Raw genomic sequence first — 26,329 nt, 5'->3', positions numbered from 1 at the left:
ATGGGACGACCAGTGGTGCACTTCGAGATAATCGGGGAGGACCCGGCCAGGCTCCGCGGCTACTACGGCGAGCTGTTCGGCTGGGAGTTCGACACCGGCGACGCGGTCACCGAGAAGGTCTCGCAGCCGGGCACGTACGGCTTCATCGACGGAAGCACGACCGGCGACGGGAACGGCATCAACGGCGGCGTCGGCGGCGGACCGGGCCACCGGCCCGGGGTCCTGTTCTACGCGGGCGTCCCGGACGTCGAGGACGCGCTGCTGAAGGCGGAAAGCCTCGGCGGGGAGCGTCTGATGGGCCCCGAGCCCCGGTCCGGGGACTTCACGGTCGGGCAGTTCACCGACCCCGAGGGCAACCTGATCGGGGTCGCCGGTCCGTCGCGTGCTCGGGACTCCCACGAGGTGCTGGAGTGAAGTACCTGCTGCTGATCTACAGCAATCCGGAAAACTGGGAGCATCCGCTGTTCCTGCGCAACCCGCAGTTCCTGGCGTTGCCCGAGGCGGAACGCGACGAGTTGACCAGGCAGTCCGAGGCGCTGAAGCAGGAGATCACCGAATCCGGTGAGTTCATCGTGGGCGTGGCGCTGGCCGACGTGGTCAACACCAGAACCGTCCGCGTACGCGACGGGGTCCCGGCCACCACCGACGGGCCCTACATCGAGAGCAAGGAGCAGTTGGCGGGCTACGTGGTGGTGGACTGCGAGAGCCCGCAACGAGCGGCGGAGATCGCGGCGCGGATGCCCGACGCCCGGTTCGCCGCAGTGGAGGTGCACCCGATCATGGACACGTCCGGTACGGAGATGTGAACGCCGTCAACGGGGGCGAGGACCTGCTGCGCCGGCTGGCGCCGCAGGTCCTCGCGGCGTTGGTACGCCACCACGGCAACTTCGAGACCGCCGAGGACGCGGTCCAGGAGGCGCTGCTCGCCGCCGCGACCCAGTGGCCCGTGGACGGGATGCCGGACAACCCCACGGCCTGGCTGATCACGGTCGCCTCCCGCCGGATGACCGACCAGCTACGCAGCGAACTGGCCAGCAGGCAGCGGGAGCAGAAGGTCGCCTCGTTGACCCTGCCGGACGAACCCCTCGCGCCCGCCCCGGACGAGGAGCGGCTGCGCGACGAGGACGACACCCTGATCCTGCTGTTCCTGTGCTGCCATCCCAGTCTCACCCCGCCGTCGCAGATCGCGCTCACGCTGCGCGCGGTCGGTGGTCTGACCACCGCGGAGATCGCACGGGCGTTCCTGACCCCCGAGCCGACGATGGCGCAACGGCTGAGTCGCGCCAGAGCGCGGATCAGGGCAGCCGGCGCCCGGTTCGAGATGCCGCCCCGGCACGAGCGGGCGGATCGGCTCCGGGTCGTCCTGCACGTGCTGTACCTGATGTTCAACGAGGGTTACACCGCGACCTCCGGCCCCGAGCTGCACCGAGCCGACCTGACCGCAGAGGCGATCCGGCTGACCCGGATCGTGCACCGGGCGCTGCCACGCGACGGTGAGGTCGCCGGGCTGCTGGCGCTGATGCTGCTGATCGACGCGCGCCGGCCGGCGCGTACCCGCCCGGACGGCAGTCTGGTCCCGCTGGCCGAGCAGGACCGCAGCCGGTGGAACCGGGAGTCCGTGGACGAGGGCCGGGACCTGATCACCCGTACGCTGTCGAGCGCTCGGCTGGGGCCGTACCAGCTCCAGGCTGCCATCGCCGCCCTGCACGGCGAGGCGGCGCGCGCCGAGGACACCGACTGGCCGCAGATCGTCGAGCTGTACCAGCTCCTCGCCGACCTGGCCCCCAATCCCATGGTCACCCTCAGCCACGCCGTCGCCGTCGCCATGGTGCAGGGCCCGAAAGCCGGCCTCACGCTGCTCGAACCCCTGGACGCCGACGAGCGGCTGTCCGGCCACCACCGGCTGCACGCGGTCCGGGCACATCTGCTGGAGATGGCCGGTGACCACGAGGCCGCCCGTGCGTCCTACCGCTGGGCGGCACGCCTGACCACGAGCCTGCCCGAACAGCACTACCTGCACGGCCGCGCGGCGCGGCTCACACCGGATCGCCCGTGACGCCGGGTTCGCCTGTCGTAGCTGCTCGCCGCCGTCGGTCAGGCCCCGACCTGCCGTACCGCTCAGATCACGTCGGGGAAGAGCCGGAGCGCGAGCACGCTGGCCAGCCAGCAGTAGCCACTGACCAGGACGGCGAGCGCCGCCAGCCGCACCTTGCGGTCGATCGGCCGGTGCCGCCGTACCGCTTCGACCAGCGGCGCCGCCACCAGTAGGCCGGCGACCGCGACCGCCGGCCACGCCGCCAGTCCGACCACCGACAACCCGATCGTCGTACGGGTCAGCCAGCTCGGCGCCGGCACGGATACGGCTCCAGCCGCCGGCACCGACCGTGCACCGGTCAGCCCCTCGAGTCCCGTACGGGCCTGCGCCAGTTCGGCCGTACGTCGCTGAACCGCCGTCGCCTTGGGCACCCGCCGGCTCGGCTGAACCGGCGCACCCCCGTACGCCGGCACCTGCCCCGGCACACCCGCCCACGGCGGCGGTGGTCCCCACTGCGGGGGTGGCATCCAAGGCGGAGCCGCCCCCCACTGCGGGGGCATCGGCGGGGCCCCTTGCGCCGGCACGGTCACGGCGGGAGGGACGGCCGACGTGGGAGTGACCGCCGGCACGGCAGGGACGGCCGGCGGAAGCGGGGCGGGCTGCGCCACGGGGGCGGGCGGGACGGGTGGGACGGGTGGCTGGGCTGGCAGGGCGGGTGGTATCGGCAGGACCGGCGATGGAGCTAGCGGCAGGCCCGGCCAGGGGGCGGGCGGGTACGGAGCAGGCCAGGGGTAGGGGTAGGGAGCCGACCGGGGATCCGGGACCGGCCAGGGGTGGGGCGCTGCCTGGGGATACGGCGGCGGCCAGGGGTGTCGGGTGGGCCACGGGTGCGGCGGCGCAACGGCGTACCCGATCGGTTGGGGGACGACCGGCGGCTGCGGTGGCAGGTCGACGAGCCGCAACTGGGCACGTTGGACCCTCAGGGCCGCCCAGGCGGCCCGCCAGCCGTGGGCCCGGCCGACGGCGCGCGCCGCCCGGCCGCGACCGCCCAGCGTGCGCACCGCCGTGGCTTCGTCGGCCGTTGCCAACTCCGGCCCGGCGGCGCCGAGGCGCTCCGCGAGCTGGGCCGCGTCCGCCCGGCGGAGTGCGGCGAGCCAGTAGAACGACACCGCGCCGGGAATGCCGACCACGAGCAGGTAGCCGGTCAGCTCGGCGAAGCCGGGAAGCTGGTCGAGCACGTCGGACACGACGGCCGCCACCGGCGAGTTGACCGCCGCATGGGTCAGCCAGGCGAGCGCCTGCGCGCCGACGAACACACCCACCCGCCGCGCCCGAGTCCGGTCGGTACGCACGAGAAGGTACGCGACCCCGGCGCCGGCCACCGCGGTGAAAAGCGGATGGCCGACCGCACCGGGCAGGGTGAAGCGCAGTACCAGCATCCGCAGCGCCTCGCCGACGTCGTCCGGCAGTGTGTCGTCGGCCGCCAGCGCGGCGTAGCCGAGGTCCTCGACGGCGGCGAAGCCCACCCCGACGATCGCCCCGTAGACCGCCCCCGCGAAGACCGTACGCAGGTAGGGGCGGGCGGCCAGGAACAGGAACACCACCCCGGCCACCTTGGCCAGCTCCTCGGCCGGCGGGGCGACGATCATGGCGCCCCAGATGCCCGCCAGCTCGGGTGAGAACAGCCGTCCGAGCAGGTTGTCCATGGTGAAACCGGCGGCACCGCCGACCAGCACCGAGACCGTGGCGCCCCAGAGCCCCGCGAGCGCGACCAGCCACCAGGGACGGGTGCCGAGCCGGTCGAACTGCCGGATCGCCAGCAGGAAGAGTGCCACGTAGACGGTGACCAGCAGCGCGCCGACCAGCGTCGACCAGGGGGCGAGTATGACAAAGAAGACCGCGGTGAACAGGGTTACCGCGGTGGCGATCCCGGTGACGCCCAGCAGGATCCAGAAGCTCGGCGTGCGTACCAACGACCACGGGCGGATCACCGTGCCGTCGGGGTTCACTGTGCCGTCGCCGGGGTTTGCGGTGCCGCCAGGGATCACCGTGCCGTCGCCGGAGATCACCGTGCCGTCGCCGGGGATCACTGTGCCGCCGCCGGGTCGATCTCGATGCTGGTCACCGCTGCCCAGACCGGGGCCGGCAGCTCGGCGCAGTCAGCGACCGGGCTGGCCAGCACGACAACACCGATCGACCGCGCGGTCAGCACGGCGTAACAGCCAGGGTCGACGTCCACGCTGTCGTCACCGCTCAGCGAGCCGCGTTCACCGGACACACCGGAGGTGGTGGTGACCCGCTCCGGATCGCCGACCGGTCGCAGCCAGTCGTCGCGATCGAGCTTGTGCCGTACGTGTGCGACGTACGGCCCGACGTCGCCGCGGAACTGCTGCGCGGTCAGGCGCAGACGCACCTCGCCGGCCACCAGTGTCACGGCACCGGTGCCCGGTCGGGAGTCGGACAGGTCGAGCCGCGCACCGGGTGGCGGCGCGATGGTCGCGCCGAAGCCGATGTCGACTCGCTCACCGGAGAGCGGTGCGCCCTCGCTGGGCAGCGGCAACGCCAGCAACGCCGGAACCCCGGCCAGGACGCCCAAACCAACCAGCAGCAACACGGCCAACCCCGCGTTCTTCCAGCCCGTCACGCCCACCGCACCCCTTGTCGTACGACCATCGCCGGGCAGTACGGACCGCGCGGCCCGCCCACCGCTCGACCCCCACCCACGCTACCGATCACGGTCAATCCCCGAAAACCCGAGCCCCGCGCACCGGTGTCGCCGACGATCTTGCAGTTGTGGTGCCCGAATCACGACGCTTATCCGGTTTACCTGCCACCACAACTGCAAGATCGTCGCGGTGTGGGGGCACTGTTGACAGGCGCGCTTTGCTTGAGTGGTGACCGTCTATTACCGGGACGACACGGTGCAGGTGACCTCCGAGACGGTCCAGGCGGGCGGTCACCGGGTACCGGTCGCCGAACTGACGTACGTCTGGCACACCCGCGGCCGCGGCACGCTGCGCTCCCGCTCCCGGTTACTCGGACGCGGGACGCTCATCTTCCTGCTCTCGGTCCCGCCGCTGATCGCCACGATCTGCGTGGTCTCGCTCGCGTACGCCGCGCAGGACCGGGGGAACTGGCTGCTCGCGGGAGCGATCCTCGGCATCTGCGTGGTGGGCGCGCTGGCGCTGATGCCGTTCCTGGAGGTCCCGCTGAGCTGGTTGGACCGCTCGTACGACCGAGGCTCGGGGATCTACGAACTCTGGGTGCAGCGCCAGGGGCAGGAACTGATGCTGTTGCAGATCTCCGACGCGTTGCGCTTCGGCCAGATCTACCGCGCCGTGCAGCGGGCCGTCGAGCAGCACGGCGACCGGCCCTGACGAACGTACGGTGTGTCAGTTGGGTGGTTGGTCCGGCAGGCCGCCCCACGGCAACTGGGGCGGATCCTCGGCCATCCGTGCCTGGTAGTCGAGGGCCGTCGTCTCCTTCCCCCACCGGGGCATGCCGGCCGGCATGTCACGGGTGTCGAGCAGCAGCTCGATGATGGTCAGCCGGTCCGGTCTGCCCGGCAGGCCGGCGAAGACCCGGGCCAGGTCGCCCTCGGTGGAGACGACGTGCGCGTCGATCGGCGCGTCCCGGGCGAACACCGACGGGATCTGCGCGTAGCGCCAGTTGTCGATGTCGTTGTACCGCTGGTGCGCCCCGTCGACCGCGCGCTCGACGGTGTAACCGCCGTTGTTGAGCACCACGATGATCGGGTGCTGGCCGGTGGCGAGCATCCGACTGATCTCCTGCACGGTGAGCTGCAACGACCCGTCACCGGTGACGAGGACGACCCGCCGCTGCGGGGCGGCCACCCCGGCGCCGAACGCGGCCGGCGTCGCGTATCCGATCGATCCCCACAGGGGTGCCTGGAGACAGTCGGTTCCCGGCGGGAGCTGGATGGTCGCCACGCCGTACGAGGGGGTGCCCGTCTCCGGTAGCAGCACGTCACCCGGGCGCAGCAGTGCCGCCAGCGCGGGCCAGAGCCGTGCCTGCCGTACGGGCTCGTCGCTGGCCGGGTCGAGCGCGCCGGCCAGGTCGGGTGCGGGTGCGACGGCCGACTCCCAGTCGGCGGTACGCGCCGGAGCGATCTCGTACAGCGCTCGCAGCGCCGCGTCCGGCGGTACGCCCTCGAACGTCGCCCCGGCGACGGTGGCGGAGGTGCTGTTCAGCCCGATGATCAGGGACAGGTCCAGGTCGGCGGTGAACAGGCCGTCCCAGTCGAAGAACTTGGTGCCGACACAGACCAGGGCGTCCGCACCCTCGATCACCTGCCGGACCGGATCGGCGCTGTCCCCGCCGTTGTAGATGCCGACGAAGTGCGGGTCGGACTCGTCGACAAAGCCCCGACCCATGCCCTGGGTCGCCACCGGCCAGTTCCGGTCGACCATCACCGACCGTACGAGCTGCCCCAGTTCGTACCGGATCGCCAGGTTGCCCACCAGCAGGGCGGGTCGGCTCGCCTTGGCGAGCAGTCGCCGGGCGACGGCGGTGAACGCGTCGAGCTGCGCGGCGTCGACCACCGGCTCGGGTCGGATCAGCGGCGCCCGGGGCGTCGCCACCTCGTGCCGTGCCACGTCACCGGGCAACCGTACGTAGACCGGCCGCCGGGCGAGCCAGGCCTGGCACAGCACCCGGTCGATCTCGGTGGCGGCGTTCTCGGCGGTCAGGCTGGTCTGGGCGACGGTCACCTCGCGGCCGATCCGGACCCAGCGGTCGAAATCGCCGTCACCGAGCGAGTGGTGCATGGAGGTCTGCCTGTCCATGATCCGGACCGGTGGGCCGCCGACGATCGACACGATCGGCACCGATTCGGCCATCGCCCCGGCCAGCCCGTTGACCGCGGAAAGCTCACCGGGGCCGAAGGTGGTGAGGATGGCCGACATGCCGGCGAGGCGGGCGTAGCCGTCGGCCGCGTACGCGGCGTTCAGCTCGTTGCAGCTGCCGACCCAGTCGATGCCCTCGAACGCCTCGATCTGGTCGAGGAACTCCATGTTGTAGTCGCCGGGCAGGCCGAAGACGTGCCGTACGCCGAGGTCGTGCAGCCGGCTCAGCAGCAGCTCACCGACCGTGGTCATGTTCCGGTGCCTTCGCGCACTGTGCCGCCCCCGTCGCCGTCGCCCCGCGTCCGTGCCGCTGCCCTGGGCGGTCTGCTCGATGCCCGTGCCACTGCCCTGGGCGGTCTGCTCGATCCATTTTCCGGCCTTCGACGGCCGCCCGGACCGGGAATCGACAAATCTGCCGATGATCACCCGTCGGGCGGCGGTCGACCGGGCGACGCACAATTGCGGGATGGTGCTCCCCCTCCCCCGGCCCGCCGCCCTGCTCGACCTGACCAGATTCGCCGTCGGCCAGGCCGTCGGTCAGGCCACCGACGCCGCGACCACGCTCGCCGGACTGCCCGCCCGCGCGATCGGCGTACTCGACCAGGCCGAGGAGCTGGTACGGCGGATCGGCACCGTGCTGGACCGGGTGGAAACCGCGCTGGACCGGATGGAGTCCACACTGGAGCGAACCGACCGGATCGTCGGCACGACCGAGAAGGCCGTCGACCAGGTGCAGACGCTGACCGCCCGTGCCGCCGCCCCGATCGACGAGGCGAGCCGGGTTGCCGCGGCCGCCGCGGTGGTGGTCGCCGAGGCGGAACTCGTCGCCGGCAAGGCCGCCGCCACCATGGCCCGGGCCGAGGCCACCATGGGTACGGTCGACGAACTGCTCGGCGCGTACGCGGTCACGCTGCGCAAGGGTGCGCCGATGGCCAGCCGTTTCGTGGAGCAGCTCACCCCGGAGGAGGTGGACGCGGCGATCCGGCTGGTGGACGAGTTGCCGAAGCTGACCGGGCACCTGACGGCCGACGTACTGCCGATCCTGGCCACCCTCGACCGGGTCGGCCCGGACATCCACGACCTGCTCAACGTCACCCGTGACCTCAAGCTCGCCATCGCCGGCATTCCCGGCCTGGCCATGCTCCGCCGACGCGGCGAGAACCGGTCTCCAGACGAGAGCTGACCGGACCGGTCAGCGGGAACCGGTCAGCGGGAACCGGTCAGCGGACGTAGTCGCCGAGCACGGCCGGGGTCAGGCCGGCGGCATGGATGGCGTTCAGCGCCGCGACGAGGTCGTCCACGAACCGCTCCCGGAAGTGCATCAGGATGATGTCGCCCGGGTGGATCTTGTGTTCACCCTGGTAACGCACCTTGCCCTTGTCCACCGACTCGGTCCAGAAGAACGCCGCCTTCAGACCGCAGTCGTGGGTTGCCCGCAGGGTGGTGGCGTCCTTCTCCCCGAACGGCGGCCGGAACAGCACCGGGCGGCGGCCGTAGAGCTGGGCGAGGCGGTCTGCCGAGCCGCAGATCTCGCGCTTCTGTGTCGCGTACGACTTGCCCCGCAATCCCTGGTGGGTAAGGGTGTGCGCCTCGATCGCCACGTTCGGCGCGGCGAGTTGGAGCTGCCGGAAGTAGTCCGGATTCTCGTGGATCGCGTCGATGGTGAGGAAGAGCGTGACCGGCACCTGCGCCTCGGCGAGCAACTGACGCGCCTCGGGCCGCTTGATCCAGCCGTCGTCGATGGTCACGAACGCCACCGGCTGGGTGGTGGGGATGCGCGAGTACCAGCCCGCCGAAGGCCCGGCCGGCACGGCCACCGGCTCGGGCACCGGCGGGGCCGGAAAGCGCGGCAACCTGGCCGCGTACACGCCGACCGGGGTGGGCGAGACGGTCGGCGTCGCGGTCGCCGTGACCGTGCGTACGACGGTCCGGGCCAGCCGGGCGGTGGCCGGGCTGCCGGTCGGTCCGGGAAACGCGACCACGAGCCCCGCCACGGCCAGCGCCACGACCAGCCCGACCGTCCACTGTGGCTTACCTCGGCCCGGCGCCCCCGTGGGCCCGCCACCAACGCTCATGTCGCGGGAGCGTACGCCGAACCCGTCAGCGCGTGGGGAGGCCCCTGAACGTCACAGATCGCAGCTAGGCGGCCACTCCCGGACGACGAAGGTCGTCGATCTCGACCACCTCGCGTCCGAGCGGCCAGAACGCCGCCGGTACGAGCTTGAAGTTGGCGATACCGAACGGGATCCCGATGATCGTGACGCAGAGCGCGATCCCGGCCAGCACGTGCATCAACGCCAGCCACCAGCCGGCCAGGATCACCCAGAGCACGTTGGCCACGCCCGATCCCAGTCCGGCGCCCGGCTTCGGGGTGAGCGTCCGGCCGAACGGCCAGAGCGAGTAGTACGCCAACCGCAGCGACGCCACCCCGAACGGAATCGTCACGACCAGCACGAAGCAGATCAGCGCGGCGATGCCGTACCCGATGGCGAGCACGATGCCACTGCCGAAGACGAGCCAGAGAAGATTGAGGATGAAACGCACCATGCCCTCATAGTGCCCAACCCATGCCACCGTGGGCGGTGAACGCCCCAGCTCAGTTGCCGGGGCGGGCGGCCGCGGTGGCGAAGAGGGCGTCGATCTCGTCGCGGCGGGGCAGCGAACCGGAGGTGCCGACCTGCCTGGCGCAGGCAGCACCGGCCGCGCAGGCCCAGTGCACCGCGTCGACCAGGTCACGCCCCTCGCCCCAGGCGACGGCGAGCGCGCCGGTGAAGGCGTCACCGGCACCGGTCGTGTCGACCGCGTCGACCGGAAAACCCGGGACGTGTACGGCGGCGCCGTCCCGGTCGCCGTACCAGGCACCATCGGCGCCGAGGGTCAGAACCGCCCGGGGTACGGCGGCCAGCAGCGCTCCCGGATCCTCCCGGCCGGAACCGCTGATCGCCTGCGCCTCGTGCTCGTTGACCACCAGCAGGTCGACCAGTTCGAGCAGTTCGGCGGGGAGTTCGCGGGCCGGTGCGGCGTTGAGCACCACCCGGGTGCCGGCGGCGCGGGCAGCGGTGGCCGCTTCGAGCACCGTTTCGAGCGGGATCTCCAACTGGGTGACCAGCACGTCCGCTCGGCGTACGGCGGAAAGCTCCGGTTCGGTGAGGCCGACGAACGCGGCGTTCGCGCCCGGCGCCACCACCACCGTGTTCTCGCCGTCGGCGTCGACGGTGACCACGGCCACGCCGGAGGCGCCGTACACGACCCGCAGTTGGCCGGTGTCGACGCCGGAGGCGGCGATCCGGGCCTTGAGCGTCACGCCGAACGAGTCCGAGCCGATCGCGCCGAGGAAAACACCGGAGGCACCGGCCCTGGTGGCGGCGATCGCCTGGTTGGCACCCTTGCCGCCGGGCACCATCACGAAGTCGTTGCCGAGCACCGTCTGCCCGGCCGCCGGCAGCACCGGCGTCATCGCGACCAGGTCCATGTTCGCGCTGCCCACGACAACGACCCTGGGTCGGCTCACGGGCACCTCCTGCTGGTGGGACGCGGACCATGATTCTAGAGGCGGCGGTTGGGGTGGTTTTCTGGCAGGCTGCCGGGATGGGAAAGACGGCAATCGGGGTCATGTACCGCTGCGACAGCCCGCCGGAGCAGCTTCCGGCCTATGCGCGCCTGGTGGAACGACTCGGTTACGACGAACTCTGGGTGGTGGAGGACTGCTTCTTCACCGGTGCGGTCTCGGCCGCCACGGTTGCCGCCTCGGTCACCGAGACGATCCGGATCGGCATCGGCATCCTGCCGGCCGCGTTCCGTAACCCGGCCCTGGCCGCGATGGAGCTGAGCAACCTCGAACGGCTCTTCCCCGGCCGCATCCTGCCCGGTTTCGGTCACGGCATGCCGGACTGGGTACGCCAGGTCGGCGCCCACCACCCGTCCCCGCTGGCGGTGCTCGGTGAGACCGTCACCGCCGTACGCGCCCTGCTGGCCGGCGAGACGGTCACCGTCGACGGCCAGTACGCCAAGCTGGACGGGGTGAAGCTCGCGTTCCCGCCGGCCGAACCGCCCCCGATCTCGACCGGCGTACGCGGCGCGAAGTCACTGCGGCTGTCCGGTCAGGTGGCGGACGGGACGATCCTGGCCGAGTGCGCGAGCCCGGCGTACCTGCGCTGGGCCAGGGACCTGATCGACGCCGGCCGGAACGACGCCGGCCGGAACGACGACCCGCATCGCCTGACCGTCTACGGTTTCCTCGACTTCGACTCCGACCGGTCGTACGCCCGCCGGGCGATCGCCGGCCGCTTCCTCGGCGGCCCGCCGCTCTCCCCCGCCGACGACGACCTGGCCGAGGAGATCGCCACCCTGGTAGCCGCCCACCCGCAGGTGGAACAGCTCGCCGAGGCCCTACCGGAGCACTACGTCGACCGCTTCGCCATCGCCGGCACCCCCACCCAGTGCGCCGCCTCGATACAGGCCCTGACCGAGGCAACCGCCAACGCGATAGTCCTGATCCCCCCGCCCGACCCCCAACTAGCCGTAACCCAAATCACCCTAGCCGCCCCCACCCTCCTCCCCCGGTAACCCCGGATCACCTCGTTGATCATGAAGTTAGCGACGATTTCGGCCACGGAAGGTGTCGCTAACTTCATGATCAACGGCGAGGGGTGGGGGGTGGGGGTGGTTGGGTGCGGCGTTGGACGGCTTGGCCCGAGGGTTGGTTGGTGGTGAGGGCGTGTAGGTAGGTGATGACCTCGTCAAGGTTGAGGCCGGTGCCGGCGGCTTCGAGGGTTTCGTAGAGGCGTTCCTCTACGTCGGCGACTCGATTCGCCACGTCGCGGCCGGCGGCGGTGAGGGTCAGTTCGACGGTACGGCGGTCGTGGGGTGCCTCGACCCGGTCGACGAGACCCGCCGCCACGAGCCGGTCGACCAGCCGGCTGGGATTGGTGCCGCTCTCGCAGACCAGCAGTTCGCCGAGCCCGCCGAGGGTGAGCGGTTGCCGGTCGGCCAGCAGGCGCAGCACCTCGGCCTGCGACGGGGTCACCCCGAGCGGGCGCAGGTTCTGGGCGAGCAGCCGGTTGCCCTCACGCTGGGCGGCCAGGATCAGGAACCGCAACTGCTCGACCTTGCGCACGGTCAGCTCGCCGCCGCGACGCCGGCCAGCTTGCCCCAGGAGCTGCCGGAGAGGTGACCGCCCGCGGCCGGGTCGTGCGCGGGCAGGACCGCGAGGTCCGGGTACCTGCCGCGCAGGGTGTTGATCGCGCGGGTCGTCTCGCGCAGCCGGGCTCGTTCGCCCACGCCGGGGATGTGTCCGTCCTGCATCAAGTGCACGTCGTAGGTTACGTCACCGACCATCAGCAGTGGGGTCGCGCCGGGCTGGCGTACGAGCAGCGACAGCGAACCGGGCGTGTGGCCCGGGGTGGGCAGCAGCACGAGGGTGCCGTCGCCGAAGAGGTCGTGCGCGGCGGTGAACGGCGCGACGGCGGGATCCTGCGTCGGGCGCGGCGTCACCTGCCGCCAGCGCAGGCCGGGCAGGTTGATGTGGCTGGTGAGCATGCCCCGGTTCTCGGGGTTCGGCTGGTGCAGGTCGTCCCACTCGTGCTGGTCGACGACGATCTCGGCGTGGCGCAGTTCGGCGAGGCCGCCGATGTGGTCCTGGTGCAGGTGGGACAGGACGACGGTGTGCACGTCGGCGATGTCGTAGCCGATGCTGGCCAGTCGGGCGGTGAGCGTCTGGTCGGGGTCGATCTGGAACCGGGCGAGCCGGCGGTAGATCAGGCCGGTGAGGCCGGAGGTCGGGAAGTAGTCCGGGTCGGTGACCGAGGCCCGGTCCTGACCGGTGTCGAACAGGACGAGACCGTCCTCCCGCTCGATCACGTACACGTTGATCGGCCGCGGGTCGGTCCACTTGCGTGAGGTCATCAGCCACCACAGGAACGGGGTGCCGTCCGAGCGCACGTGCTGCGGGCGGATGTCCACCGTGCCGGTGCTGACCACCGAGACTGCCTTGATCAGGTTGCTGGTTCCGGGCGTGACCGCCGCGTTCTGTGTCATGACATTAGATTACACGACACATGAATCCTGGCAAGCCCCCAGCGCGCTCCTGCAGAGAAAGAGGGGCTATCCCGGGCGGGACAGCCCCTCTTTCTCTACAAGAGCGGTGATCTTGGCGGAGGTGATGGCCGGGGGTCAGGTGGTGGGGAAGGTGTCGGGGGTGCGGGTGCGGTCGCGGATCCAGACGCCGGCGGGTTTGAGGACGGCGGTGCCGGCGTACGTGGTGCCGTTGCAGGTGCCGGTGTTGAAGACGGCACCGGAGCGGAAGTCGTCGGAGAAGTTCCAGTTGACCCAGCTGATCTGCTTGCTGGCCATCAGATCCAGGTACGCCTGCGCCTGGGTGAAGTTGTTCGCGCCGTCACCGGAGGCGGTCTGGGTGCCGAACTCGGTCACGAACATCGGGATCCGGTCGGCGGCCCGACTCAGCGCGTTCAGGTACGACGTGCCGTGCGACGCGGCGTAGAAGTGGAAGGTGTACATGATGTTGGTGGCGTTGACCGGGTTGTTGACAACCTCGGTCTCGCTGGCACCGTCGGACAGCCCGAGCGAGGACCAGGCGCGGGTGCCGACCAGCACCACACCGTCGGGGTCCTGGGCGCGGATCACCGGGATGATCTGCTCGGCGTACGACTTGATGGTCGACCAGCCGACGCCGTTCGGCTCGTTCGCCACCTCGTACAGGATGTTGGTCTTGTCCTCGTGCCGGCTGGCGATCTCGGTGAAGAAGGTGCGGGCCCGGCTGAGGTTGAAGTTCGGGTCGCCGGGATCCAGCATGTGCCAGTCGACGATCGCGTAGAGGCCGCGGGCGGTGGCGCGCTCGATGAAGTCGTGCACCCGGTCGGTGAAGCCGCGCGGGTCGGTCTCGTAACCGTCCTCCTGGATGTACATCGAGATCCGCAGCACGTCGGCCCGCCAGTCGTTGGCGAGCGCGTCGAGGGAGTTGTTGTTCACGCACTGGGCGTACCACTGGATGCCGTGCGTGCTCATGCCGCGCAACTGGATCGGGCGACCGTACTGGTTGCAGAGCTGACGCCGCAGACCCGGAGCTGGCCGTTGATCGCCGCCGGGGTGGTGCCGCCGCCACCGCCGGAGGCGGTGGTCGCGGTGACCTGGTTGCTCACCGCCGACAGGTTGCCGGCGGCGTCCCGCGCCCGGACCGTGAAGGTGTACGCCGTGGCGGCGGCGAGCCCACCGACGGTGCCGCTGGTGCCGGTGACCGTGGTCGCGAGGGTGCCGCCCCGGTAGATGTCGTAGCCGGTCACGGCGATGTTGTCGGTGGCGGCGTTCCAGGCGAGCGAGACACTGGTCGAGGTGACCGAGGTGCTGCGCAGGTTGCCGGGAACGGTGGGCGCCTGGGTGTCGCCGCCGCCACCGCCGCCGGAGCAGGAACCGCCGTTGACGGTGCAGTTGGTCGGCGTGCCGGTGCCGGAGACGGTGAAGCCGAAGGTGGTGCTGGCTCCGGCGGCGAGGGTGCCGTTCCAGGACTGGTTGACGAAGCCGTGGTGGTTGCCGGAGCTGGTCCGGGTCGCGTCCCAGGAGCTGCCGATGGTCGAGCCGGCGGCCAGGTCGAACTCGACCCGCCAACCGGTGATCGTGCCGCTGGTGTTGTTGCGGACGGTGAACAGGGCCTCGTAGCCGCTGCCCCAGTCCTGGGTCTTGGTGAAGCTGGCGGTCGCCGCGTACGCGCCCGGGGCCACCAGCAGGGCTGCGGCCACGGACAACGCGGTGGCGGAGACCAGCGTCGCCAGCCGACGGAATCTGTTCATCCTGTTCCCCTGACGATCGGATCGACATGACGACACGTATCGATGAAGGAACAGTAAATTTAATTAACAGTCACGTCAACATGACGACACTTGTCCATATTTGGCAAGTGCCGCCGGTTCGTCCCCCGGATCAGGCCGCGCGGGCGGTGAAGCGGTCTCCCGAACGCTCGACGGTGAGCGGCAACCCGAACGTACGGGAGAGGTTTTCGCCGGTGATGGTGTCACCGAGCAGCCCCTGCGCCACGATGCCGCCCTCGCGCAGCAGGAGCGCGTGGGTGAAGCCCGGCGGGATCTCCTCCACGTGGTGGGTGATCAGCACCAGCGCCGGGGCGTCCGGGTCCCGGGCCAGTCCGGCCAGCCGGCCGACCAGGTCCTCGCGCCCGCCCAGGTCGAGCCCGGCCGCCGGCTCGTCCAGCAGCAGCAACTCGGGGTCGGTCATCAGGGCACGGGCGATCTGCACCCGCTTGCGCTCCCCCTCGGACAGGGTGCCGTAAAGCCGGTCGGCCAGCCCGGCGACACCGAACTGGTCCAGCAGTGCCCGCGCCCGTGACTCGTCCACCGCGTCGTAGCTCTCCCGCCACCGGCCGACCACCGACCAGGCAGCGGTGAGCACCACGTCGCGTACGGACTCGTCGGTCGGGATCCGCTCGGCCAGCCCGGCGGTGGTGAGACCGATCCGGGTACGCAACTCGGCCAGGTCGGTACGGCCGACCTTCTCACCGAGCACGTGCACCGTGCCGCTGGTCGGATGCGACCGACCGCCCGCCAGGTTGAGCAGTGTCGTCTTACCCGCGCCGTTGGGGCCGAGCACCACCCAGCGCTCGTCCAGCTCCACCCGCCAGCTCAGGTCCCGCAGCAGGAACGCTCCGGTGCGGACCACGTTCACCCCGGCGAGGTCGATCACCAGGTCGTCGGCGTCCGGGCTCGGGTTCGGGCCGGCGGCAGCGGCACCGGCGACGTTGTGGACCAGCTCAGTAGGCACCCGTCCATCCAACCACGCACGTGTCGCCGCCCCCCACGGACGGCGGCCTCCCCGTAAGGTGGGGCGCCGTGTCATTGATCACGCTGAACGGACCGGAGGTCCACATGGGCGTACGCGGCGAGGGGGTCGCGTGAGCGCGGTCATCGAGATACACGGGCTGCGTAAGAGCTTCCGCCCGTTGAGGGGTGCACCGAGGGTCGCACTCGACGGCTTCGACATGCTGGTCGAGGCGGGACAGGTGCACGGATTCCTCGGCCCCAACGGCTCGGGCAAAACGACCACTTTGCGTACGCTGCTCGGCCTGGTCCAGGCCGACGCCGGAAGCATGCGGGTGCTCGGTGAACCGGCGCCGGAACGGCTGCCCGTGGTCGCGCCCCGCTTCGGTGCGATCGTGGAGAGCCCACAGTTCTTCGGCAACTTCACCGGTCGGCGCACCCTGCGGCTGCTCGCCACGGCCGGCGGGGTCGAGCCGGCACGGGTGGACGAGGTGCTCGAACGGGTCGGCCTGCGGGACCGGGCCGACGACCGGGTCAAGGGTTACTCGCTCGGCATGAAGCAGCGGCTGGCGGTCGCCTCGGCCCTACTCAAGAGCCCGGAGCTGCTGATCCTCGACGAGCCGGCGAACGGGCTGGACCCGGCCGGCATCCGGGAGATGCGCGACCTGGTCCGGGACCTGGCGTCGTCCGGGGTCACCGTGCTGGTGTCCAGTCACATCCTGGCCGAGATCGAGCTGATCTGCGACCACGTGACCATCATCTCGCGGGGCCGACGGGTCACCGCGGGAACGGTCGGCGAGGTGCTGGCCGGCTTCGACCGGGGCGAATACCTGGTACGCGTCGACGACCACGACCGCGCCACGGGCCTGATCACGGCGGCCGGTCACGACGTGGTCACCTATCCGGACCGCCTGGTGGTCTCCGGGGTGACCGATCCGGCCGCGCTCAGCCGCATCCTCGGCGAGCAGGACCTCTGGGTACGCGAGCTGACGCCGCTCACCCCGGACCTGGAGAGTGTCTTCCTCGAACTCACCGGCACCGTGCCGCACCCCGGCATCCCGCAGCAGGTCGACGACTCGGTGCTGCCGCAGCACACGGCGACGGCGTACGACGGACCGGTGGCTCAGATCGAGCTGGGTTCCACCGCGGAACCGGACGACGGGGCGCGACCGGCCGCCATCGGTGCGGGAGCGCCGGCCACCACCGACGAGGGGACGAAGGCGTGAATCTCATCCAGGCCGAGTTGGAGCGGCTGGGTGCCCGACGCTTCGTCCAGCTCATGCTGGCGCTGCTGGTGGTCGCGTTCGCGGTCACCGTGGTCACCACCGTCGCCGGCTCGCGCCAACCCACCGCGGGCGAGGTCGAGCGGGCGCGGGTCGAGGTGCAGCAGCAGATCGACACGAACGAGCGCTGGCTGCGTGAGTGCCGGGAATCCCGTGAGGAGGACCCGCAGAACTTCCGGTCCAGGTACCCGGTCGACTGCGACGAGGTTTTCACCCGTACGCCGCAGATCGAGGACTACCTGACCGGGGTGTTCGTCTTCGAGCGGCAGATGCCGGGGCTGATCTACTTCCTGATCACGTTCCTCGCGCTGTTCGGTTTCCTGGTCGGGGCCTCGTACATCGGTGCCGACCTGAACTCGGGCGGGATGACCAACCTGCTGCTCTGGCGACCGCAGCGGCTCACCGTACTCGGCACCAAGCTGGGCAGCCTGCTCGGCGCCGTACTCGGCTTGTCGATCGTCTCCTCGGTGCTGTACCTGGGCGCGTTCTGGCTGGTCGGCCAGGCGCGTGGTTACCCCGGGATCCTGGACGCGGACTTCTGGAACACGATCCTGACCACCACCGTCCGCGGCTGGTTCCTGACGCTGATGGTGACCGCGCTGGGCTTCGCGATCGCCGTGCTGGGCCGGCACACCGCCGCCGCGCTGGGCGTGCTCGCCGGGTACGCGGTGATCTGGGAGGGCGGCGGCCGAATCGTCATGGAGATCATCGACGCCCCGCGGCCGGACGTCCTGATGCTCTCCACCTACGTCGGAGCGTGGGTGCTCGGCCAGCTCCACCTCAGCGACCAGAACTTCGACTGCGGCCCGAGCCTCGCCGACTTCTGCCAGCCCACCCAGTACGTGCTGAGCTGGCCGGCGGCGCTGCTGGTGCTGCTGGTCGTGGTCGGCGCTTTCGTGGCCGGCGCGTTCGCCAACTTCCGCAAGCGGGACCTGGTCTGAGCCGGGAGGGGCAGCCGGTCGGACCGGGTGCCCCTCCCCTGCTTCCTCAGAGGCGGGTGAGGCGGACGGCGTCGGCGATCACGTAACCGGTGCCGGAGGCCCAGCGGCTCACCCCGACCTTGTTGGCGTCACCGGCGGCGAGGGTGAAGGCGCCCAGTGAACGCCACTGCCCACCGCCGCTGCGCTGGTTGACGATCACGGTCTGGTTGCCGCTCGGCGTCGCCACCACGTAGGGCGTGGAGTCGTTGTAACCGGGGTCGGCCGGGTACCAGACGTCGACCCGGTAGCTCGCGGTCGCCGGCACGTTGAACCTGTACCAGGCGACGTCGCTGGCGGCGACCGGGTTGGCGTACCGGTAGTCGACGCCCTGGCGCTGCGCGGAGTACGTCGACACACCCCAGTTGGCACTCGCGGTGAACCGGCCCGAGGTGGTGTTGTCCACGGTGGCCGTCCAGCCACCACCGCCGCCACCGGAGCCGGTGACGTACTGCATGTAGGTGGTCCAGTTCCAGTTCGGGCCGGGGTCGGTGTGGGTGGCACCGGGCACCTGGTTGTGCCCGATGATGTGCGACCGGTCCTTCGGGATGCCGTACTTGTCGCACAGGTGCCGGGTCAGCGCGGCGGACGCCCGGTACATCGCGTCGGTGAACCAGGACGCCTGGTTCACGTAACCCTCGTGTTCGATCCCGATCGACTGGGTGTTGTACGTCCAGTTGCCGGCGTGCCAGGCGATGTCCTTGTCGCGTACGGACTGGGTGACTGCGCCGTCGGAGGAGCGGAACGTGTAGTGCGCGCTCACCCCGGCGGCGGAGTTCTGGAACCAGTTGACCGTGCCGGCGTACGAGCCCTGCGCCACGTGGATGATCACGTAGTTGATCGGGTACGCCGACTCGCGGCTGGACGCGGTGTAGTTGCCGGAGTACGCCGGCGCCCAGGCGGCCGGGCCGTAGTCGGTGCTGAGCGTGCCGACGCCGTCGGTGCCGGCATTTACCGAGGAGCCGAGCGGGGCGACGGTCGCGTACGCGCCCCGCTGCGGCGAGACGGCCGTGGGGGCGACGGACGTGCCGGAGGGCGTGCTGAAGCCGGTGCCGAGCAGGTCGTACACGGCGTCGGCGTAGAGCCGGGCGACGGCGGGGTCACCGGCGCCGCCGTACCGGACGACCGGGAGGTACCAGTGGTCGACGTCGGCGCGCTGGTTCGCGTCCAGCCCGGCCGCGTCGGCGTACGAGCGCAGCACGGCGGCCGCGCCGAGGATGTTGGCCGTGCTGTCGGTACGCAGCACGGCCGGGTCGAGGCCGGTGAGCGTGGCCGCCAGGTCCAGGGTGCGCAGCTTCGGGTTGCTGGTCAGGTGCATGACGCCGTAGCCGCCGGACGCGCTCGGTGCGCCGCCGTGGCCGTCGAGCCGGGTTTCGGCGTAGCCGAGCGCGGCGAGCAGGTCGGCCGGCACCTGGTAACGAGCCCCCGCCCGCTCGAACGCGCCGGCCAGCGGCGACCGGGCCGCGGCGCCGACCACCGCCGGACCGTTGCCGGTCGAGTCGGCCGGAGCCGCGGCCAGCGCGGGTTGGCCGGCCGGACCGGCGGCCAGGATCAGCGTGGCGCCGAGCAGGTAGCTCGCACGCCGTAAGGGAAACCGAACAGTCACCGTCACTCCTCCCCAGGGGATCGATGATCCTGGATCCAGATCACCGGATGACGGAACGCTATAGCGCGACGTTCGTCGATGTCGAGGGAGCTTGGGTAACCAGCGGGTAACTAGCCGACGGTCGAGCCGAACACCTCGTCCCGGACCGCGTCGAGGGCCGTACGCAGCGCGCCGCGCAGCACCGGCTCGTCGGTCAGCTCGGTCACCACCACCCGGGGCGTGACCAGGGTGATCGCCGCGACCTCGTGCTGCACCCGCTCGGCCAGCGCACTGCCGCCGGCCTGACCGACCTCGCCGGCCAGCACCACCAGCGGCGGGTCGAGCACCACGCAGGTGCTGGCCACCCCGAGCGCGAGCCGGCGGGCGAGTTCGTCCAGCAGTTGACCGCCCTCGGTGCCGGCGGCGATCGCGGCGCGTACCGCGTCCGCAGCGGTCTGGGCCCGGAAGCCGTGCTCGCGCGCGACCACCCGGACCGCGTCGGCGGCGGCGAGCTGCTGGAACGCGGGCTTGGCCCGGCGGGAGACGTCGCGCGGGATGGGTGCGCCGGGCACCGGCAGGTAGCCGATCTCGCCAGCCGCGCCGCTGCTGCCGTGGTGCAGCTTGCCGTTCAGCACGATGGCCAGACCCACGCCGACGCCGACCCAGACCAGGACGAAGTCGTCGACGCCGCGAGCGGCACCGGACTGGGCCTCGGCGAGGGCGGCGAGGTTGACGTCGTTCTCGAACACGACCGGGGTGTGCAGGTCCTCCCGGAGCGCGGCGAGCAGGCCCCGGTGCCAGCGCGGCAGGTTGAACGCGAACGTGATGTCGCCGGTGTGCGGGTCGACCAGGCCGGGCGTGCCCAGCACCACCCGCCGTACGCTGCTCAGCGAGGCTCCGGCGCTGCTCGCCGCCTGGACCACGGCGTTGTGTACGACACCGACCGGGTCGTCGGTGTCGCGGGTGGACTGTTCCACCCGGCCGATCACCTTGCCGGTGATGTCGGCGCAGGCGGCGACCACCCGGTCCGGGCCGACGTCCACCCCGATCACGTGCGCGCTGCCCGGCTCGACCGCGTAGAGCTGGGCGTTCGGCCCGCGCCCACCGGCCTGCTCGCCGACCCGGATGACCAGCCCGCGCTCCTCCAGCCGTTCGACGAGTTGGGAGGCGGTCACCTTGGACAGCCCGGTCAGCTCGCCGAGTTGCGCCCGGGTCAGCGGCCCCTGCGAGAGCAGCAGTTCGAGCGCGGCGCGGTCGTTGAGCGCGCGCAGCAGCCGGGGCGTGCCGGGTAGCCGGGTGGAAGCCATGCAGGTCCCCTAATTATTAGTAAAGTTTGTTATTAGATGGGTTAGCCTTTACCGAGTAGCCGTAGCGTAACGGCCAGTCGGTGCTCCGGCGGTAAGCCGACAGGGCACCGGTTGGTCACGAGATGGCCCTGCTTGGTGCGACACTCGGACCAGTGGCGGCCGCGAAGAGGAGACAACGTGGGGACTGATCCAGGGCTCCGCCGGTTGGCACTGCGTACCCTGCTCGCCGCCTTTCCCGGCGACTCGCCGCCCGACTGGGCGCTCGGCCTGGTCGCCGACGGGCTCGCCGGCCACACCCTGTTCGGCCGCAACGTCACCGACCCGACCCAGGTCGCGACCAGCACCGCCGCCCTGCGCGCGGTCCGCCCGGACGTCCTGATCGCGATCGACGAGGAGGGCGGCGACGTCACCCGACTGGCCCACGCCACCGGCAGCCCGTACCCGGGCAACGCCGCGCTCGGCGCGGTCAACGACGTCGGCCTGACCCGGCGGGTCTACCAGGCCATCGGTGCCGAACTCGCGGCAGTCGGGATCAACGTCAACCTGGCCCCCACGGTCGACGTCAACAGCGCCGACGACAACCCGATCATCGGCACCCGCTCGTTCGGCGCCGACCCGGTCCGGGTCGCCGCCCACTCCGCCGCCGCCGTCGCCGGCCTCCAGTCGGTCGGGGTCGCCGCCTGCGCCAAGCACTTCCCCGGCCACGGTGCCACCATCGCCGACTCGCACTACGAGTTGCCGACCGTCGACGTACCGCTGGACCTGCTCCGGGTCCGCGACCTGCCGCCGTTCGCCGCGGTGGTCGCCGCCGACACCAAGGCGATCATGACCGCGCACATCAGGGTGCCGGCGCTGACCGGCGACGGGCCGGCGACCTTCAGCCGGGCCGTCCTGGTCGACCTGCTCCGCCGCGAGTACGGCTTCGCCGGAGCGGTGATCACCGACGCGCTGGAGATGAAGGGCGCGGCACTCGCCGCCGGTGGCATCGGCCCGGCCGCGGTCCGCGCCCTGGACGCCGGAGCCGACCTGCTCTGCATCGGCGCCGACGTGGACGCCGCCCTGGTCGAGGAGGTGGCCGCCGAGATCGTCGCCGCGCTGCGCGACGGCCGGCTCTCCACCGCACGGGTCGAGGAGGCCGCCGGCCGCGCCGACGCCCTCGCCGCCTGGACCCGGGCCGCCGGGACCGCCGAGATCACCGCCGGCAACCTCGGGTACGCCGCCGCGAAGCGCGCGGTACGGGTCGAGGGTGTGCTGTCCGGGCTGGACGATCCGCTCGTGGTGCAGCTCGTCTCCAGCTCGACGATCGCGGAGGGTCGGGTCCCGTGGGGCCTCGGACCGCACCTGGGCGGCACCGAGCAGTTGCCGCTGGTGGCCGCCGAGACCGACCCGGAGACGCTGACGAAGCTCGCCGACGGGCGACCCATCGTGCTGGTCGGCCGGCACCTGCACCGGCTGCCGGGCGCGGCCGAGCTGGTCGAGGCGCTGGCGGTCGACCAGGCGGTGACCGTGGTGGAGATGGGCTGGCCGTCGACCTGGCGACCGGCGGGCGTACGCGCCTTCGTCACCACGTACGGCGCCAGCCACGCCAACGGCTGGGCCGCCGCCGACACCCTGGGCCTGGCCGGCTGACCGGCTCTTGCCAGCTCGACTGACCATCGTCAGGTCGCGACACCGACGAAGGTAGCAAGACTGCGGCCACCCTCCGTTCATACAGTGTTCACCATGGTGGAGCGGGCACGGTCGACGGAACGGTCAGCGGAAAAAGCGGGTACCGGTACGGGGGCGGGCGGTCCGACGCACCGCCGCCGTACCGGCACCCGAGCGGGACGGCTCTGGGCCGCACTGGGGCTCGTGGTGGGCGGAGCCGGACTGGTCGGCTGGCTCGCACCCGGCGGGCTCGGTGACCCGGCGGTGCTCCGGGTCACCGACGGTGCCTCGGCGGACGGCTACCGGAGCATCGTCGGTGCGATGGCCGGCTCACCCGGCTGGTTGCACCGACTGGTCGAGGTGACCACCGACGCGGCGCTGCTGATCCTGCTCGCACTGGTCGCCGGGATCGGCTGGCTGGGACGGCGACGCGACCCGTTCCTGCTGGCCGGGGCGGTGCTGGTCCTCGTCGCCACCGGCGCCGCGTACGCACTGAGCGAGGCGTCGAAGCTGGTGGTGGACCAGGAGCGGCCGTGCCGGGCGCTGACCGGGGTGCAGCCGATGGCCGCCTGCCCCGACGTCGGCGACTGGTCGTTCCCGAGCAACCACGCCACCATCGCCGGTGCGCTCGCGATGGGTTTGGCACTGGTCGTGCCCCGGTTGGCCGTGTTCACCCTGCCGTTGGCCGGGTTGACCGCGCTGCTGCGGGTGGTGGCCGGGGTGCACTATCCACACGACGTCCTGGCCGGGCTGGTCCTGGGCGGGGTGCTGGCCGCCGCGACGGTGACGGTGGCACGCGGGCCGACCGTACGCCTGCTGCGCGTGCTGCGGCTGGCACCAGCATCGGGACGGGGGCGATAGGGGCAATGGGCAATTGCCCGTCAAGTCCCCCGAACGGACATTTTGGACGGCTCTCCCGCGGTCTTGAAAGCAACCGCCCGGATTCGTAGCGTTACCACTGGTCGTACCGACAGGTTCGCACCCCATCACTTCGACCCACCGGCCACCGCACACCAGGTGCGTACCGGCGGGCGGCACCGAGGACTTCGGCCTGGGGAAGGATGCGGACCGTGGGCCCGCCGGGGTCCACGGTCCGCGCCACGACGCCGGGCTAGTTGTAGACGCCGGGCTAGTTGTAATGGAAGCGGCGGACCGTGCCACCGGAGAGGTCCACGTAGTAGAGGTCACCCTCCGGGCCGATCTGGAGATCGACGGGTGTGGCCGCCGTGCCGAAGGGCACGATGGTGGCCGGGTTCGGCACACCGTTCGGGCCGGCCAGCATGGCCCAGACGCAGCCGCGCAGGAAGTCGGAGAAGAACAGCGCCCGCGAGTACGTCGTCGGATAGCGGCCTCCGGTCCTCGGGTAGAACGCGAGTCCGCTGATCACGGCCCGGCCGACCAGGCACCCGTCCCCCGGAGCTATCACCTGCGTACGCGCGTAGCTGTAGTGCGGCGCGGTGACCGTACCGGCGGGTGCGGCGTAGAGGCTGTCGCAGAGGGTCAGGTGCGCGGCCCGGTAGTTGCCCTGCACCGCGGGCCCCTCGTAGCAGGGCCAGCCGTAGTTGCGTACCGGCCCGGCAACCGGTGCCACCACCCGGTCGATCTCCTCGTAGCTGCGCCAGCCGACGTCACCGACCCAGATTTCGCCGGTCCCCGGCCGGAACACCCAACGGAACGGGTTGCGCAGCCCGTACGCGACGATCCGCTTGGTGTTCGCGTCCGGGCTCTTCACCAACGGGTTGTCGGCCGGGGCCTTGCCCGTGGTCTCGTGCACCCGGACGATCGTCCCGTCCAGACCGGTCGGATCCGCGGTCGTACGCAGGTCCTGTGACCGCAGCGCCCCGCCCTGCGCCGTCGGCGGGGTCATCGGACCGCCGACCGGGGACGGCGGGTCCCCGCACGGGTTACTCGGGGTGCCGAGCTGACCGTAGTCCATGGTGTTGCCGGACGCCCCGTCGCCACCGGCGACAAAGAGCCTCCCGTCCGAGCCGAAGCCGATGTCACCGATGGAGTGGGTATCGCTCTGCTGGCACCAGTCGTGCAGCAGCACCCGCTCGGTGCCGTTCATCACGTCACCGCTGATGTGCAGGCGGGACACCCGGGCGCTGGAGAGACAGTTCCCGATCGCCGGGCAGGTGTCGCGGTAGGTCGGGGCGGTGCCGCCGACAACACCGTCGTAGGTGTAGCCGACGTAGACCCACGGGTTGGCGGTGGGAAATCCGGGCGGCAGCGCCAGGCCGACCAGGCCCAGGTCGGAGTAGTCGTACACGTTGGTCCGCAGGTCGGCGAAGGTGGTCGGGGTGGAGTCGGACATACCGTGGAAGACCTTGATGATGCCGTTCTTCTGCGCCACGAAGATCCGCCCGTCGGGCGAGAAGACCAGTTTGGTGGGTTGGACCAACCCGGAGAAGACCACCTGGTCGGTGAAGCCGGGCGGGAGCGCCGCCGCGCGTACCGGTTGGGTCTGCCCGGACGTCGGTGAGACCGCCGCGACCAGCCCGAGGCAGAGCGCCAGTACGGCCGAGACTCCGCGTCGTGTTGTTGTTCTCCTGGACATCGCTGCCCCCTCACATGCCATGGTTCGTTCAATTCGAAGGGTGTGTCGGGGTTCGCCGGGCTCCCTCCGCACGCGTTGTGCGGAAGGAACCCGGCGGGTAGGAGGCGGTGACGCGACCGCCCCGGGGTCAGAACTGGATCGCGACGGAGGCGCTGACGGTGCGTCCCCCGAGCGTCACCCGGTAGCTGAACCTGTCGGTCGACCCGTGTGACGCGTTCGGTGTGTAGACCACCGTTCTCCGGCTGGTGATCTGCACCGTGCCGTGGGACGGCGGGGTGGCGATGGTGAGCGCCGCGCTGTTGGGCGCGATGTCGTTGGCCAGCACCGCGATGTCCACCTTCCTGGTGCCGGTGGTCGAGGCGGTGTCGTTGTTGGCGATCGGTGCCCGGTTGAAGGCGCCACCACCGTTTCCGATCCAGTGGTTCACCGCGCCGTTGTTGATGTTGGTGGTGACCACGTCGGGATTGCCGTCGCCGTTCTCGTCCTGGACGGTGGCCGTCCACCGGGTGGCGCCCGTGGGGCTGCGTTCGACGTTCACCACCGTGCCCGAGCTGAGCAGCACCACCACACCCGACGAGGTGTCCTCGCAGCCCTGTTCGTAGGTGATGACCGCGTCCATCGTGCCGTTGCGGTCGACGTCGGAGAGCCGGGCGGTCAGCCCGCTGGCGCAGAACCGCATCGGGCCCGGGGTGAGGTCACCGCCCTCTCCGTTCAGGAAGGTGGCGAACGCGCGATCGGTGTTGGACCACTCGTAGATGTCGCGCCGCAGGTCACCGTTGAAGTGCCCCGACCCGATGAAGTCGGGCTTGGGCAGCGCGACGAAGCCGTCCGCCGCGCTGAAGTTCTCCAACACCAACAGGTCGACGTCGGATCCCGCGGGCCGGCCGTTGGACCATCCCACCAGTAGGTCGTTCGAGCCGTCCCCGCTCAGGTCGAGGGCGGTACCGATGTTGGGGCAGTCACCGGGCGTCCCCGCACCGGGCGGGTCCGTGTACGAGTAGGCGACCGGCAGATCGAAGCCCCCGCCATCCAGGCCCGCCTCCACCACCACGCCGCATTCGTCGGGGTCGACGTCGATCAGGGTGACCCGGTCGCTGCGCCCGTCGCCGGTCACGTCGCCGGTGATGGCCGCGTTCGGTCCACCGGCCCGAGCGGTGCCCGCGACCGCCCCCACCGCGACCATCGTCATCAAGACGGTCGCCAGGGTGATGAACTTTCTGGACATGATTCCTCCAATCAGGATTTCGATCCGCGGATTTGCGCGATCCGAGCAGGTCATCGGTTCAGGGTGGC

Annotated in this window: 23 protein-coding genes and 2 pseudogenes; 10 read left to right on the top strand and 15 right to left on the bottom strand. The window is 71.1% G+C overall.

From position 1 onward, the window contains the following. Genes AB0J90_RS06730 through AB0J90_RS06720 form a run of 3 tightly spaced genes read left to right on the top strand, consistent with a single transcriptional unit; the run spans position 1 to position 2,056 of the window. Positions 1-414: a VOC family protein gene (locus tag AB0J90_RS06730; protein ID WP_363592905.1), complete on the top strand. Its 414-nt coding sequence runs from the start codon at positions 1-3 to the stop codon at positions 412-414. Further along, the gene (locus AB0J90_RS06725) at positions 411-806 is read left to right on the top strand and encodes a YciI family protein (protein WP_363592903.1); all 396 of its coding nucleotides are present in this window, start codon (positions 411-413) and stop codon (positions 804-806) included. Before AB0J90_RS06730 ends, AB0J90_RS06725 begins: the two co-directional genes overlap by 4 nt. Then, on the top strand, positions 803-2,056 hold the full coding sequence (locus tag AB0J90_RS06720; RefSeq protein ID WP_363592901.1) for a sigma-70 family RNA polymerase sigma factor: 1,254 nt from the start codon (positions 803-805) through the stop codon (positions 2,054-2,056). Before AB0J90_RS06725 ends, AB0J90_RS06720 begins: the two co-directional genes overlap by 4 nt. 62 nt (positions 2,057-2,118) lie before the next feature. Here AB0J90_RS06720 and AB0J90_RS06715 read toward each other — a convergent pair whose 3' ends face one another. Further along, positions 2,119-4,125, bottom strand: coding sequence for a PrsW family intramembrane metalloprotease (locus tag AB0J90_RS06715; protein WP_363592899.1), 2,007 nt, complete (start codon positions 4,123-4,125; stop codon positions 2,119-2,121). Next, positions 4,122-4,679: a hypothetical protein gene (locus AB0J90_RS06710; protein ID WP_363592897.1), complete on the bottom strand. Its 558-nt coding sequence runs from the start codon at positions 4,677-4,679 to the stop codon at positions 4,122-4,124. Before AB0J90_RS06710 ends, AB0J90_RS06715 begins: the two co-directional genes overlap by 4 nt. Before the next feature lie 250 nt (positions 4,680-4,929). Between AB0J90_RS06710 and AB0J90_RS06705 the strand changes: the two genes are divergently transcribed. Beyond that, the gene (locus AB0J90_RS06705) at positions 4,930-5,412 is read left to right on the top strand and encodes a DUF6232 family protein (RefSeq protein ID WP_363592895.1); all 483 of its coding nucleotides are present in this window, start codon (positions 4,930-4,932) and stop codon (positions 5,410-5,412) included. Positions 5,413-5,427: 15 nt separating this feature from the next. Here the strand turns inward: AB0J90_RS06705 and AB0J90_RS06700 are convergent, their stop codons facing one another. Continuing rightward, positions 5,428-7,152 carry a thiamine pyrophosphate-binding protein gene (locus AB0J90_RS06700; RefSeq protein ID WP_363592893.1) on the bottom strand — a complete coding sequence of 575 codons (1,725 nt, stop codon included), beginning with the start codon at positions 7,150-7,152 and terminating at the stop codon, positions 5,428-5,430. Positions 7,153-7,231: 79 nt separating this feature from the next. Here AB0J90_RS06700 and AB0J90_RS06695 point away from each other — a divergent pair, with 79 nt between their 5' ends. Then, positions 7,232-8,083, top strand: coding sequence for a hypothetical protein (locus AB0J90_RS06695; protein ID WP_363592891.1), 852 nt, complete (start codon positions 7,232-7,234; stop codon positions 8,081-8,083). Positions 8,084-8,120: 37 nt separating this feature from the next. Here the strand turns inward: AB0J90_RS06695 and AB0J90_RS06690 are convergent, their stop codons facing one another. The 3 genes from AB0J90_RS06690 to AB0J90_RS06680 form a co-directional block, all read right to left on the bottom strand. Beyond that, positions 8,121-8,975, bottom strand: coding sequence for a polysaccharide deacetylase family protein (locus AB0J90_RS06690; RefSeq protein WP_363592889.1), 855 nt, complete (start codon positions 8,973-8,975; stop codon positions 8,121-8,123). A gap of 64 nt (positions 8,976-9,039) precedes the next feature. Next, positions 9,040-9,447 (bottom strand): YccF domain-containing protein, encoded by a 408-nt coding sequence (locus tag AB0J90_RS06685; protein ID WP_363592887.1) that lies wholly within the window; start codon positions 9,445-9,447, stop codon positions 9,040-9,042. Between the two features lie 49 nt (positions 9,448-9,496). Continuing rightward, a complete protein-coding gene (locus AB0J90_RS06680; RefSeq protein WP_363592885.1) occupies positions 9,497-10,411 on the bottom strand; it encodes a ribokinase in 915 nt (304 codons plus the stop codon). 77 nt (positions 10,412-10,488) lie between these two features. On the opposite strand from AB0J90_RS06680, the gene AB0J90_RS06675 reads away from it, so the two are divergent. Next, positions 10,489-11,466 (top strand): LLM class flavin-dependent oxidoreductase, encoded by a 978-nt coding sequence (locus AB0J90_RS06675; RefSeq protein ID WP_363592883.1) that lies wholly within the window; start codon positions 10,489-10,491, stop codon positions 11,464-11,466. Positions 11,467-11,536: 70 nt separating this feature from the next. Here the strand turns inward: AB0J90_RS06675 and AB0J90_RS06670 are convergent, their stop codons facing one another. From AB0J90_RS06670 to AB0J90_RS06650, 5 genes and pseudogenes are all read right to left on the bottom strand, one after another. Then, positions 11,537-12,016 (bottom strand): MarR family winged helix-turn-helix transcriptional regulator, encoded by a 480-nt coding sequence (locus tag AB0J90_RS06670; protein WP_363592881.1) that lies wholly within the window; start codon positions 12,014-12,016, stop codon positions 11,537-11,539. A gap of 2 nt (positions 12,017-12,018) precedes the next feature. After that, on the bottom strand, positions 12,019-12,936 hold the full coding sequence (locus tag AB0J90_RS06665) for an N-acyl homoserine lactonase family protein (RefSeq protein WP_363592879.1): 918 nt from the start codon (positions 12,934-12,936) through the stop codon (positions 12,019-12,021). A gap of 135 nt (positions 12,937-13,071) precedes the next feature. Continuing rightward, a pseudogene (locus AB0J90_RS06660) lies at positions 13,072-14,012 on the bottom strand (glycoside hydrolase family 5 protein); the annotation flags it as partial. 69 nt (positions 14,013-14,081) lie between these two features. After that, positions 14,082-14,702 (bottom strand): annotated as a pseudogene (locus AB0J90_RS06655) (cellulose binding domain-containing protein); the annotation flags it as partial. A 130-nt stretch (positions 14,703-14,832) separates the two neighbouring features. Then, positions 14,833-15,759 carry an ABC transporter ATP-binding protein gene (locus tag AB0J90_RS06650; protein WP_363592877.1) on the bottom strand — a complete coding sequence of 309 codons (927 nt, stop codon included), beginning with the start codon at positions 15,757-15,759 and terminating at the stop codon, positions 14,833-14,835. A 55-nt stretch (positions 15,760-15,814) separates the two neighbouring features. Between AB0J90_RS06650 and AB0J90_RS06645 the strand changes: the two genes are divergently transcribed. Next, positions 15,815-16,906: an ABC transporter ATP-binding protein gene (locus AB0J90_RS06645; RefSeq protein ID WP_363592875.1), complete on the top strand. Its 1,092-nt coding sequence runs from the start codon at positions 15,815-15,817 to the stop codon at positions 16,904-16,906. Beyond that, a complete protein-coding gene (locus AB0J90_RS06640) occupies positions 16,903-17,904 on the top strand; it encodes an ABC transporter permease subunit (RefSeq protein ID WP_363592873.1) in 1,002 nt (333 codons plus the stop codon). Before AB0J90_RS06645 ends, AB0J90_RS06640 begins: the two co-directional genes overlap by 4 nt. A gap of 46 nt (positions 17,905-17,950) precedes the next feature. Here AB0J90_RS06640 and AB0J90_RS06635 read toward each other — a convergent pair whose 3' ends face one another. Together AB0J90_RS06635 and AB0J90_RS06630 are read right to left on the bottom strand one after the other, a co-directional pair. Then, entirely contained in the window at positions 17,951-19,546 is a 1,596-nt protein-coding gene (locus AB0J90_RS06635; RefSeq protein ID WP_363592871.1) for an N-acetylmuramoyl-L-alanine amidase, read from the bottom strand. A 110-nt stretch (positions 19,547-19,656) separates the two neighbouring features. Then, positions 19,657-20,832, bottom strand: coding sequence for an ROK family transcriptional regulator (locus AB0J90_RS06630; protein WP_363592869.1), 1,176 nt, complete (start codon positions 20,830-20,832; stop codon positions 19,657-19,659). A gap of 177 nt (positions 20,833-21,009) precedes the next feature. On the opposite strand from AB0J90_RS06630, the gene AB0J90_RS06625 reads away from it, so the two are divergent. Next, positions 21,010-22,461: a glycoside hydrolase family 3 N-terminal domain-containing protein gene (locus AB0J90_RS06625; RefSeq protein WP_363592867.1), complete on the top strand. Its 1,452-nt coding sequence runs from the start codon at positions 21,010-21,012 to the stop codon at positions 22,459-22,461. Positions 22,462-22,554: 93 nt separating this feature from the next. Beyond that, positions 22,555-23,340, top strand: a complete 786-nt coding sequence (locus AB0J90_RS06620) for a phosphatase PAP2 family protein (protein WP_363592865.1) — start codon at positions 22,555-22,557, stop codon at positions 23,338-23,340. A 268-nt stretch (positions 23,341-23,608) separates the two neighbouring features. Here AB0J90_RS06620 and AB0J90_RS06615 read toward each other — a convergent pair whose 3' ends face one another. Together AB0J90_RS06615 and AB0J90_RS06610 are read right to left on the bottom strand one after the other, a co-directional pair. Beyond that, positions 23,609-25,036, bottom strand: a complete 1,428-nt coding sequence (locus AB0J90_RS06615) for a PQQ-dependent sugar dehydrogenase (protein WP_363592863.1) — start codon at positions 25,034-25,036, stop codon at positions 23,609-23,611. Positions 25,037-25,163: 127 nt separating this feature from the next. Beyond that, positions 25,164-26,261, bottom strand: coding sequence for an Ig-like domain-containing protein (locus AB0J90_RS06610; protein WP_363592861.1), 1,098 nt, complete (start codon positions 26,259-26,261; stop codon positions 25,164-25,166). Positions 26,262-26,329: the final 68 nt, after the last annotated feature.

Source organism: Micromonospora sp. NPDC049523 (assembly GCF_040676775.1).
Lineage (GTDB): Bacteria > Actinomycetota > Actinomycetes > Mycobacteriales > Micromonosporaceae > Micromonospora_G.
This window is presented reverse-complemented; position numbering and strand designations above follow the sequence as displayed.